We start from the raw sequence: 11,892 nt of genomic DNA, 5'->3' as shown, positions 1-11,892 counted from the left end.
ATCAACATGCCCAAGCAGTCGAGCATCCGTTCCGAACTGGCCGACGCGATCTTTCGCATGTGCCGCAGTTTTTATTCGCTGGCAGGGTTCAGCGGCGTCATAAACGTCATGATGTTGACGCCAGCCGTTTATTCGAGCCCTGGCATGGCTCACCGAGCAGGCGACGCAGAGGCCGCTGGCCGAAGACAACCAGGCCGCCCTCTCCTGCGCCCAGTACGCCAACAACCTGCGCAACGCCGAGGTCATCGAAGTCGAATCGCAACGGACTGAAACTGCCAAGGAAAACACCACCCTGGCCGACCGCTTGCGCGCGCTCGACTATGAAGTGACCCATACGGTGATTCCCGTGCAGGCCATCGACAAGATGGTCCCCGGCCTGCCCGTGGACATTTCCTTCCCGGCCTTCAACCATGCCAGCTCGCGGAAGATCGAATCAATGTCGGTCAGCAGGCGCTGTTTCAGGCAGTGATTGAGGATGAGATCAGAAACAGCAGCGAAATGCTGGCGGGTGGACAAAACGCATCAGGCGACCAGCTGGAGCAATGTTTACGCAACTGCCTAAGTACCCAAGTACCCAAGTACCTTTCATGTCCTTCATCCAGAAGAAGGTTGTGTCCTTCCAGCCTTGATTCCCACACCGAATGCATTCATGAGGCAATTGAGTGAAAGGAGAAAGGGAGGGCATCCATTGCCCTCCCTTCTTCTGTTCCGCCCTCTTGCGACAGTACTGACCAGGACCTCAGGTGGCCAGAATGAAGTCCGTCTGATCAACGGCCGCGCTGGCGATACCGACAAGACGGATGCTGCCCGTCCCGATCCCGACCACCGTATCCGCCCCATCAGCCGCGATGCTCACGGCGGCAGCGAACGTCGCGCTGGAGATCCCCAACACCGAGACATCGAGCAAGTCCTGTGCTGCGCCCGGATTGGCGCCGAAGTTCAGGATCGTATCGTTGCCGAACCCCAGGCCATCAAACACGAAAGAATCGTTGCCGGCGCCGCCATTCATCAGGTCGTGACCGCCACCGCCGTTCAGGACGTCATTACCCGCACCCCCCACGAGTATGTTGTCCAGCCCGTTGCCGCTGCCCGCAAAGTTACCGCTGCCGCCGAAAAACAGATTCTCGACTTCGGCACCCAGGGTGTAGTTCGCGAGCGAGGTCCACACCGTGTCGTTGCCGGCACCGGCGAGTTCGCTCACCACGTCCCCAGGGTCGGTGACTTCGTAGATATCGTTGCCGACACCGCCGTCCATCGCGTCGGCACCGCCGCGGCCAATGAGCACGTCGTTACCTGCGCCACTGATGAGGGCGTCGTTACCCGCACCGCCCACGATAATGTTATCGAGCAGGTTGCCGCTGCCCGCAAAGTTGCCGCTACCGCCGAAAAACAGATTGTCGACGTCGGCACCCAGGGTGTAGCTCGCGAGCGAGGTCCACACCGTGTCGTTGCCGGCACCGGCGAGCTCACTCACCACGTCCCCGAGGTCGGCAACTTCATAGTTATCGTTGCCAACGCCACCGTCCATCGCGTCGGCACCTGCGCCACCGATGACGGTATCGTTACCTGCGTCACCGATGAGGACGTCGTTACCCGCACCGCCCGCGATCACATTGGGCAGCGCGTTGCCGGTGCCCGCGAAGTTGCCGCTGCCGCCAAAAAACAGATTGTCGACGTTGGCACCCAGGGTGTAGCTCGCGAGCGAGGTCCAGACCGTATCGATGCCGGCATCGGCGAGCTCGCTCACCACGTCCCCGAGCTCGGTAACTTCATAGTTATCGTTGCCAACGCCACTGGCCATCGCGTCGGCACCTGCGCCGCCGATGAGGACGTCGTTGCCCGCACCGCCCACGAGCGTGTTGTCGAGCGCGTTGCCGCTGCCCGCGAAGTTGCCGCTGCCGCCGAAAAACAGATTCTCGACGTCGGCACCCAGGGTGTAGCTCGCGAGCGAGGCCCAGACCGTATCGATGCCGGCACCGCCGAGCTCGGTCACCACGTCCCCAAGGTCGGTGACTTCGTAGATATCGTCGCCAACACCGCCGGCCATGGTATCGACACCCGCACCGCCGATGAGAATGTCATTGCCCGCGTCACCATTGAGGATGTCGTTGCCGCCCAACGCGTTCAGGATGTCGTCGCCAGCACCTCCACTGGCCACGTCGTCGCCTGCCGTGCCGGTCCATGTGTCGACACCGGCGGTACCGACAAACAGATCACCGACCACTGTCGTTGCCGCAGAGGTGACTCGCTCAAATGTGCCGAGGTCATCGGTGTAACTCACGACGACCCGCAGTTGCCGACCGACCTGCGCCGGGGTGAGCGTGAAGGTCGTGCCCGTCGCACCGGCGATGTCGCCAAAGATCCCACCGCTCCCCACCTGCCACTGATGGGTAATCACCGAGGTTGTGGTCCCGTCGGCGTCGGTGAACGCATCCGTGGCGGTCAAGTCCGAGCCTAACGTGGGGGTCGTATCGCTGATCAGCACCGTGCCAACCGGCACGACGTTGACAGGGCTGCCACCGAGTGGCGCAGTTGGCGCGGTCGGCGCCGAGAACACGCTTTCCAGCACGCCATGGGCGTCCTGATAGACGGCCCTGACGCGCAGCAGCAGTCCCTCCTCAGCCGCGGTCACCGTGAAGGTTGGACCGGTCGCGGTTCCCAGTCCGCCTCCGACCGCAATACCGATGTCGTCGAAGATGCCGCTGCCCGGGTTTGTTTCGACCTGCCATACGAAGGCGATGGGACTGGCGATCGTACCTGCGCTAGCGACATTGTCCGCATCGCTGATGGTGTCGGCCAACACCGTCAACACTTGGCCAACGGCCGGCGAGCCATCGCTGATCCTCAGCAAGCCCACCGGCTCGGCGTTCAAGCCCGCCACCAGGACCCGTGACTGATCGGCGAACTGCAGCCGCTCGATACTGCTGAGCCTGTCAGTACCGTCCCGACCGACGACGCTGTCGGCCACGGTGATCGTGCCGTCGACGTTCTCGGTGACGGTGTAGTCGCCCACAAGGCCGGTGTACAGGGCCGTGTCGAAGGAATGGCCAGGGTTAAGGGGGTCAGGCGCATCCGTCAGGATCTCACGGACGGCAACGAGTTGGCCGGGGTTGTAAGTGCCGTTGAGCATGAGCGGCTCCAACGGGACCATGCTGTCGAACGATGCGATCTCCGGACCTGTGCCATCAATGTTCTGCCGCACACTGATACGTACGTTGAGCCACTTGTCACCGTCGACCAGGTCATCGCCACCACCACCTTCGATGATGTCGCTGCCGCCGCCGCCGAGGACGATGTTGCCGGCGCCGAACTGATCGTCTGCCGTGCCCACAATGCCGTCCGGGCCGGCTGCTGCGGTGCCGACGAACGAGCGCAGGCCGCTGACCAGGTCGAAGTTGGTGAGCACGCTGCCCTGAGCACCGGCAGCCGCGATCACGGTGGCATCGGCATCATCGCCACGCAGGATGTCGCTGAAGTGCGATCCCGTCAGACCTTCCACCAGCTGGAACCGAGCCACGGTTGCGGCCAACTCCGGCAGTGGTGGCGCGATAGCGATTTCGGCGAGGCCCAGGTCGGCGGACACGCCGAACGGGTCGTCCTTGAAGCCGGCCCAGTCGTAACCGGAGCCACCCAGGTAGCGGTCCCCCGCGCCGCCGTTGCCGAACATGATGTCGTCGCCACCTTCGGCCATGAATCTGTCGGGCCCGCCAGTGCCGATGAAGATGTCGTTACCGCGTATCAGGTCGAGCCCGTTCGGGTCGAAATTGTCGCCGGGAGCACCATCGGCGGTTCCCTTCTCGATCCAGTCATCACCTTCGTTACCCATCAGTTGTTCGTCGGCGATACTGCCCATGATGAAGTCGTCGCCCGCACCACCGAAGACCTCCGAGGAGTCCTCACCGGTGACGACGAAGTCCTTGCCGAAGCCGCCCAGGTTCAGGTTCACGCCGTTGCCACTGTGGATGACGTCGTTGCCGTCGCCGCCATGAATGGTGTCGTCGCCCCCCATGTCGGTGATGATGTCGTCGCCGTCGCCCCCGATGATGAAGTCGTTGCCGTAGCCACCTTCGAGGCGGTCATTGGCACCGTCGCCATAGAGCGTGTCGTCGCCGTCGCCAGAAACGAGAATGTCATTGACGGCCGAGCCACCGAGCACCACATGGTCTTCGCCGGTGTACTGCAGGTAGTTGGTATCAGGGCCGACCGTCGCAGGGTTGTCCCGAATGACCAGCGGCGTGAGGAGGATGCCGCCGACAGGGTCGGAATTACCGGGCAGGTCGTCGATGGTGCCCACGATGCCGTCCGGACCGGCAATCACACTCGCGTTGAACTGCCTGATCGGGTCGACCTCCAGGGTAAAGGCCGGTGTCAGGAACATGACGGCCGGGAGGTGGGTCGCATCGGTGTTGGCCATCACCAGTCTCGCGAACGAGTTGTTCTCCAACTCGGTGACGAAGTTAAGCCCCGCGTTGCGTTCCAGGTAGTAGAAGCGGTCGGCGTTCTGCAGCTTCTCCATCTGGTTCTCGAACACGAAGTTGAAGGTCGAGCCGAGCATGCCGCCAAACGGCATTTTTTCCTCGGCCAGGCCGCCGATCCAGAGGTCGATGGCATCGACGCCCGTGACCGTCACATCCCTCAGGTCGTCGGCAGTACCCAGTACTCCATCGCTGCCGGCCAGCGTTACGTTGGCAAAGGCGCCGGTGCTATTGAGGAAGTCCAGCCGGTCCGCCGGCTCGCCGGCGCCGCCCAACACCAGGAGCGAGGCCGCGGCGCGCTTGCCGTCGAGCGTGGTGGCGCTGGTAATGGAGGCGTGCGTGCCGTAGGCGGCGATGAAGTTGATCAGCGATTCCGGGTGTTTCAGGTGTTGCACCAAATCGGCCCAGCTGATGTAGGGCTTCAGGTTGCTGTCGCCGGTCGCGGTGTAGAACTCGCGACGCGCCTCGTTCAGGGTCGGAAGCCCGACATCACGGCCGCGCGCGATGTTGATGGCGGGCAGGTCGAGTGGCAGGCCCAGCAAATTGTTGCGCACTGCTTCGGTGACGAACTCATCGATCTCGTTGCCGACCTGGCGCGTCAAGCCGCGCACGATGGCACCGGCCGCCTGCTCCGGCGTCGGGCCGCTGGCCGCAAACGCCAGCGGATTGAGGAAGGCCTGAATCAGGCCGATCTCGCTCGAGGCGAAGTTGGGGTCCAGCCGGTCGATGGTCTCGGTCAGCATCGAGTGGCCGAGGCGGTAGACCGCGTGCGCGAACTCGGCGACGATCGCCGGGTCGATCTCGGTTTGATAATTCTGGTGTTCGCCAAGGAACGGATCGATGTTCGGCTGAATGGTACGCGCGAACTCTTCGAACACCAGGTGCTGGTACTGCATCTCGGTACCGAATCTCGCCGCCTGGAACAGACGCTCTCCGTTCCAGTGCAGGGCAGCGATCTCAGCCGCGGTTGTTGGCAACGCCAACAATTGGGCATCAGGCATCAGCCACTGGTTCAGGAAGTTGACATCGTTGGAGGCGATGGCCACATCCTTGGTGTGCTGGACCAGACGGTTGTGCTCCGAGTGGAAAATCGCGTGGACGGTGGTCAGGCCGATGTTCTCGTTGACCCGGCCGTCGCCGGCGATGTAGTGCGCGTCGAGCAGTTCGTTGTCGTAGAAGCCAGCCGCAGGTGTACCACCCACGACATTGTCCGCATCGGGCAGCAGTGCTGCACCGGTCTGGCTGTCCACCGGAACGGCGTTGTGGGCGATATCGATGAGGAACTGGTGGCCGGTACGCACGGCATTGACCAGGCTGATCGGCGCCGCCGGATTACCCTCGACGAGAACATCATCGGCGGTATCGGCAATACCATCCGCGCCCCTCATCATGACCATCGGGAAGCCGTTCGGGCCCTTGATGAAATTGCCGTAGGCGTCAGTGGCGAGCAGCGGCACGTTGTCGAAGTCGGCATCGGTAAGATTGATGCCAAGCAGATCGCGCGCCTGCGCCTTCACCACTTTCCAGGTGGCCATCCCACCGATTTCGACGTCGTCCGCAGTGCCGAACAGGCCATCGGCGCCCAGGTCACGATTGGTGATCAGCCTGCCGGTCGCCACCGGATCGCCGGCGGCATTGAACTCGTAGGCGCGCAGGAACACCTGGTGCGAAGGGTGCGAGGTATAGGTCTGGTTCTGGTCGACGAACGGCGTGGTGGTGTTTGAAGCCTCGTGGATGTCGTCGGCGGTGCCGAGGATGCCATCAGGCCCTGGCAGGTTGGTGGCCCGCGTCATCACCATGAAGTTGGTCGGGCTGCCCGGAACGAACAGCGGATCGTCCGGCTGCAGCGGGATGAACACCGTGCCGCTGCCGCCCTTGGTCACCAGGTCGAGGCCATGGTCGAAGAACTGACCGAAGAAGGTCATCCACGGGTTGAACGGCGCGGACAGACCCACGTCCGGCGACTGGTTAGGCATGAAAAAGGTCTGGAAGGTCGTGCCATCGGTACGGGTTCCGGTAACGACCTGCGCACCGTCCTTCAAGACATCGTCAACCGTGCCGAGGATGCCATCCGGACCGGGATCGAACGTGGCCGCGATCGCTGCCGGGTTGTTGGCGGTGCTGTCGGCGATCAGATTGCTGATGGTCCGTGGCTGCGAGTCGGTCACCAGGCCACTGGTCTGAGCGTAAGAGGTTCCCGCTTCCGCCGTATCGAACTGCGCCGGAACCAGTCGCGGGAAGACCGTGTCGGCTGCACCGAACGCGTTCTGACCCGCCACCAGGTTGTTGAACGACCCGTCGACCGTGCGCAGGCCCAAAGGCACCCGTGCATTGGGCAGCATGCTGAGCAGATCCTCACCGGCAGCATTCCTTTCCGAGAGCAGAATCTGGTCGAGAATGAACTGCAGATCGGCCCGGATATAGTGCACACCCGTGCTGGCGACCGGAGTCTCGGCCGGCAGCGGGGCTGCCGGTGGCGGAGCAACGCCGGCTACGACCGCAGCGGTTGGAGCAGAGAACGCAGTCTCAAGCACACCATTTTGATCCTTGTAGACGGCCCTGACGCGCAATTCCAGCCCGGCGAGATCCGGGGTCACCCTGAAGGTCGGCCCGGTTATGTGCGCCAATGCTGCGCCCCCGTCCGCAATACGGGTGATGTCCTGAAAGACGCCCGTACCCGGGACTGCTTCGAACTGCCAGTAGAAGGCGATCGGTCCGGTGATGGCGCCGCCGGTGTTGTCGGCATCGGTCACGCCAGCAGCCGACACCCTCAGCAACTGACCCGTGGTCGGCGTAGCGTCCGGGGTGTTGCTGGCAGCGTCGAGGATGGCCAGCAAGCCCACCGGGTCGCTGTTGAGCCCGACCCCGCCTGGCAGGGTGAGCGACTGATCGTTGAACTGCAGCCGCTCGATATTGGTCAGGCGGTCGGTGCCGTCGCGCCCGACGACGCTGTCGACCACGGTGGTCACGCCGCCCACAGTGGTGACGGTATAGTCGAGCCGGTTGCCAGTGAACAAGGTCGTGTCAAAGGCGGGGGCATCCGTCAGGATCTCGCGGACGATGACCAACTGACCGGGGTTGAAGGTGCCATCGAGCATGAACGGGATCATGGGTTCCATGCTGTCGAAGGTGGCAATCTCCGGCCCGGTTCCGTCAAGGTTCTGGCGTACGCTGATGCGCACATTCAGCCACATGTCGCCATCGATCAGGTCGTCACCGCCGCGGCCTTCGATGATGTCGCTGCCACCACCGCCGAGGAGGATGTTGCCCGCGCCGAACTGATCGTCGGCCGTGCCCAGGATACCGTCCGGGCCGGCTGCAGCCGCGCCAAGAAACGCCCGCAGACCGTTGACGAGGTCAATATTGGTGAGCACGCTGCCCGGGATACCGGCAGCGGCGATCGCGACCGCATCGGCATCATCGCCGGTCAGCATGTCGCTGAACGCCGACCCCGACAGGCCTTCCACCTGGGCGAACTTGGTATGCACGCCTGCAACCGAAGGCGACAGGGCCGATTGTTCGAAGGCGATGCGGCTCATGTCCACATTCACGCCAAAATGATCATCCTTGTAGGTGGCCCAGTCGAAACCGGACATGCCCAACATCTTGTCCGGGCCCTCACTGCCGATGAAGATGTCATCGCCGCCTTCACCGATCATTTCATCGAAGCCGCCGTCACCGCTGAAGACGTCGTGGCCACTGGTCAACTCTGCCAGCAAAGCCGGTGGCAGGTTACCGACGAAATTATCGCCGGGGGCGCCGTCCTGGGTCCCGACCTCGATCCAGTCGTCGCCATCGCCGCCCATCATTTGTGCGTTCAGCCGGCTGCCGAGCATGAAGTCATTGCCGGCGCCGCCGAAGACCTCCGTAAAGTCGTCGCCGGTGACGATGAAATCGTTGCCGTCACCGCCGAGGATGATATTGGTGCCGTTGCCGCTGTGGATGACGTCGTTGCCGGCCTCGCCGTGGATGACGTCGTCGCCGCCCATGTCGGTGATGATGTCGTCGCCATCGCCACCCTCGATCTCGTCATTGCCGTAGCCGCCTTCGAGGCGATCATTACCGGCGTCGCCCCAGAGCGTGTCGTCGCCGTCGCCAGAGACGAGAATGTCATTGCCGGCGGTGCCGCCGAGCACGACATGGTCTTCGCCGGTGTACTGCAGGTAGTTGGTATCGGGCCCGACCGTCGCGGGGTTGTCGCGAATGACAAGCGGTGTGACCTGGACCCCGTTGATCAGGGTGCCGCCAGTGGGATCGGTGTTGCCAGGCAGGTCGTCGACGGTGCCCACAATGCCGTCCGGACCGGCAATCACGCTCCGGTTGAACTGCCTGGTGGGGTCGACCTCGAGAGTAAAGGTCGGGCTCGAGAACATGAGGGCCGGGAGATGGGTCGCGTCGGTGTTGAGCATCACCATCTTGGCGAACGAGTTGTTTTCGAGCTCGCTCAGGAAGTTGAGTCCCTGGGTGCGGTGCAGGTAGTAGAGCCGGTCGCCGTTTTGCAGCTTCTCGAGCTGGTCCTCGAAGACGAAGTTGAAGGTCGAGCCGAGCATGCCGCCGAACGGCATTTTTTCCTCGGCCAGGCCGCCGATCCAGAAGTCGATGGCATCAACGCCGGTAATGGTTGCCCCATTTGCCAGGTTGGCATAGACGCCGGTGCTGTTGAGGAAGTCCAGGCGATCCGCCGGCTCACCGACGCCGCCCAACACCAGGAGCGTGGCCGCTGCGCGTTTCGCGTCGAGCGTGGTGGCGCTGGTAATGGAGGCGTGCGTGCCATAGGCGGCGATGAAGTTGATCAGCGATTCCGGGTGCTTCAGGTGTTGCACCAAATCGACCCAGCTGGTGTAGGGCTTCAGCTGGCTGTCGCCGGTGCCGGCGTAGAATTCACGACGCGCCGCGTTCAAGGACGGGATGCCGGTATCGCGGCCGCGCGCGATATTGAGTGCGGGCAGGTCGAGCGGCAGGCCCAGCAGGTTGTTGCGCACCGCTTCGGTGACGAACTCATCGATCTCGTTGCCGACCTGGCGCGTCAAGCCGCGGACGATGGCGCCGGCCGCCTGCTCCGGGGTCGGGCCGCTGGTCGCAAACGCCAGCGGGTTGAGGAAGGCCTGAATCAGGCCGATCTCGCTGGAGACGAAGTTGGGGTCCAGCCGGTCGATGGTCTCGGTCAGCATCGAGTGGCCGAAGCGAAAGACCGTGTGTGCGAACTCGGCGACGATCGACGGATCGATTGTGTCATCGAAGTCAACGAAGGCATCGACCTGCGGTTGAATGGTACGCGCGAACTCTTCGAACACCAGATGCTGATACTGCATCTCGGTGCCGAATTTCGCCGCCTGGAACAGGCGCTCACCGTTCCAGTTCAAGGTCGACAGATCAGCAGGAACAGCCGTGACGGGCGTCAACAGCCACTGGTTCAGGAACGTCAGGTCGCCGGCGGCCGCCGAGGCGAGGACCGTGTCCTTGGTCTGCTGGACCAGCCGGTTGTGCTCCGAGTGGAAGATGGAGTGGACGGTGGTCAGGCCGATGTTCTCGTTGACCCGGCCGTCACCGGCGATGTAGTGCGCGTCGAGCAGTTCGTTGTCGTAGAAGCCTGCGGCCACCGGGCCGCCGGCAACGAGGTCGGCATCGGCCGTCAGTGGCGCACCGGACTGGCTGTCCACCGGGCTGGCACTGTGCGCGATGTCGATGAGGAACTGGTGACCGGTGCGGATCGCCAACGATGCGTCGATCGGCGCCAGCGGATTGCCCTCGACCAAGCCGGTCGCGGTCACGATCTGCGCAAAGCCGTTCGCCCCCCGAATGAAGTTGCCGTACGCGTCGGTCGCCAACAGCGGCAGGTCGAGGACGTCGAGATCGTCGAGATCGATGCCGAGCATGTCGCGCGCCTGCGCCTTCACCACTTTCCAGGTGGCCATGCCGCCGATTTCGACGTCGTCGGCAGTGCCGAACAGGCCATCGGCGCCCAGGTCACGATTGGTGATCAGCTTGCCGGTCGCCACCGGCTTGCCGGCGGCATCGAGTTCATAGGCGCGCAGGAACACCTGGTGCGAGGGATGGGAGCTGTAGGTCTGGTTCTGATCGACGAATGGCGTGGTGGTGTTTGAAGCCTCGTGGATGTCGTCGGCGGTGCCGAGGATGCCATCAGGCCCGGGCAGGTTGGTGGCCCGCGTCAACACCATGAAATTGGTCGGGCTGCCCGGGACGAACAGCGGATCGTCCGGCTGCAGCGGGATGAACACCGTGCCGCTGGCGCCCTTGGTCACCAGGTCAAGGCCGTGGTCGAAGAACTGACCGAAGAAGGTCATCCAGGGATTGAAGGGTGCGGACAGACCCACGTCCGGCGACTGGTTAGGAATGAAAAAGGTCTGGAAAGTCGTGCCGTCAGTGCGGGTTCCAGTAACGACCTGCGCACCGGCCTTGAGGACATCGTCAACCGTGCCGAGGATGCCATCCAGACCGGGATCGAACGTGGCCGCGACCGCTGCCGGGTTGTTGGCGGTATTGTCGACGATCAGGTTGCTGATGGTGCGTGGCTGCGAGTCGATCACCAGGCCGCTGGGCTGGGTGTAAGAGGTGCCCGCCTCAGCCGGGAGGAAGACTGGAGTGGTCAAGCGCGGGAAAATGTTGTCGGCTGCGCCGAACTCGCTCTGACCGAGTCTCAGGTTGTTAAACGTCCCGTCGACCGTGCGTAGACCGAAAGCAAATTCCGGGTTCGGTATCAGGCTGGCGAGCGACTGGCCGGCAGCATTCGCTTCCGCGATGAAAATCTGCTGGAGAACGAACTCCAGGTCCGACTTGTTGAAATTGGCCATTTTGTATTGCCCTCGATCTGTCTGGGTAAAGGCACGGGACGAGAAAAGCCGCCCGCGCCCAGTCAAGTGCTGGCTTGCGCAGTTTTTCAGTCGTGATTTTTTGGCGAGATATCTGGCGTTACCCGGGACCCGGGATACACGCCTGGAATTCGCGTAGTGAATTGCTCGCCGGTCGATCAGGCAGAGCGGATACGAGCCCTGGGCGGGCCATGGAATCTGGAAGTGAAGGCGAACGTCCTGTACAGCCCCGTCCCTCTGAAAAAGCACGCAATGGGCGACATGACTCTGCTCCTCTCGGGAGAATCACCGCGCCTTGCGTTGCCAAAGCGATGGCAAGCTTCAGGCGGGTGGTCCCCCCCGATAACTAAGACTAAAGTCCTATCGCAATTTTTTGTCAATATTACGTCATCAAAACAGACGACCGGTGCTAAAGCCATACAACTGGCTGTTTTTAAAAGACATATAGGCGGTTGAGTGCAGGTATAGAGCGAAATGTTATTTCGAATTGTTACTCCGCCACCTACGCTGCTGCATAAGGGAGCAACGCAGCGATTTCGGAAGACTCGCCATCCACAGAGCGACCAGCCTGCGTGTGCATAAGCTGT

Annotated in this window: 2 protein-coding genes and 1 pseudogene; 1 reads left to right on the top strand and 2 read right to left on the bottom strand. The window is 62.7% G+C overall.

Annotated features, from left to right (window positions below; all coding sequences use genetic code 11):
• Positions 1-106: 106 nt before the first annotated feature.
• Positions 107-334: a hypothetical protein gene (locus ACEN8E_RS09130; RefSeq protein WP_495593415.1), complete on the bottom strand. Its 228-nt coding sequence runs from the start codon at positions 332-334 to the stop codon at positions 107-109.
• Here ACEN8E_RS09130 and ACEN8E_RS09125 point away from each other — a divergent pair.
• Positions 248-430, top strand: a pseudogene (locus tag ACEN8E_RS09125) (HlyD family type I secretion periplasmic adaptor subunit); the annotation flags it as partial. The gene ACEN8E_RS09130 and the pseudogene ACEN8E_RS09125 overlap by 87 nt on opposite strands.
• Positions 431-739: 309 nt before the next feature.
• On the opposite strand, the gene ACEN8E_RS09120 reads toward ACEN8E_RS09125, so the two are convergent.
• The gene (locus ACEN8E_RS09120; protein WP_495592318.1) at positions 740-11,287 is read right to left on the bottom strand and encodes a peroxidase family protein; all 10,548 of its coding nucleotides are present in this window, start codon (positions 11,285-11,287) and stop codon (positions 740-742) included.
• Between the last annotated feature and the right edge of the window lie 605 nt (positions 11,288-11,892).

The organism is Pseudomonas sp. Pseusp9 (assembly GCF_059491265.1).
This window is presented reverse-complemented; position numbering and strand designations above follow the sequence as displayed.